Here is an 875-nt window from a genome sequence, read left to right on the forward strand (position 1 = left end):
CCGAGCTGGTAAAACAAGGGCCTGCCTGACGGCAGGCCCTAACCAGCCCGAACACAAAAAAACTGATACTCCCACCTGCGCCGTAAGAATGAGCTACATTCTAAATTACACAGGAGCAAAAATCCCAAAAACACCAGACCAGACAGTATCCGGAGAAGATCAAAATCAATATTTTTTCCGCATTAATGATCTTAAAAACTTCCNTCTGATAGCGGACCATTGGCCAGCAAAAAAGGCATCATAGTATTTGAAATATCAGGCTGGTCGGACGCTCGAGGACATGCGACTTTGTTTGACGGCAGTATCTGCTACGACCATTGCTATTTCAACGAACCTGGCGTCAACTATCGGACAGACCAAGCAAATTTCTGGAGCCTCACGTAATGCAGTCGTTTCGTGCAGCCATCCTAATTTCTTTTACCCTCGCCACACCTAATATCTTTGCATCTGCCATGTCACCGTCACTGTCACTGTCACCAGAGGGAATGTATCGAACCCATGCACAAAACTACAAAGACCTTGTTCTTGCAACCTGCATTGCAAGCGCTTATAGATATAATGAAAACGTCGGAATAGATGCTGGCAGCAGTATAACCGCGCTACGCGACTGGGCCCATTATGACTGGGAAAAAAGCCCCGAAAAGCTTGGAGAACTCGTGGGCAAATATCTCGCCAGAGACTATACAAACCCACTGGTCGAGTCCGAGGTAAGAGGCGTGAGATTCGACTTCCTTAAGTGCCTTGACCTTTACCATAGCAAAAAGCTGGATGTACTGACAAAAAACGTGGTAATCGATCCTACGGGAGTATCAGTTTTTTTGTGTTCGGGCTGGTTAGGGCCTGCCGTCAGGCAGGCCCTTGTTTTACCAGCTCGG

The 875-nt window shown here is 47.4% G+C and carries 1 protein-coding gene and 1 pseudogene; both read left to right on the forward strand.

The window, feature by feature from the left end:
* Positions 1-384, forward strand: a pseudogene (locus tag AO277_RS14170) (type VI secretion system amidase effector protein Tae4); the annotation flags it as partial.
* The coding region (locus tag AO277_RS14175; protein ID WP_099259035.1) for a type VI secretion system amidase immunity protein Tai4 at positions 384-875 on the forward strand (492 nt) is incomplete at its 3' end. The pseudogene AO277_RS14170 and the gene AO277_RS14175, both read left to right, overlap by 1 nt.

Source organism: Pseudomonas amygdali (assembly GCF_002699855.1).
Classification (GTDB): Bacteria; Pseudomonadota; Gammaproteobacteria; order Pseudomonadales; family Pseudomonadaceae; genus Aquipseudomonas; species Aquipseudomonas amygdali.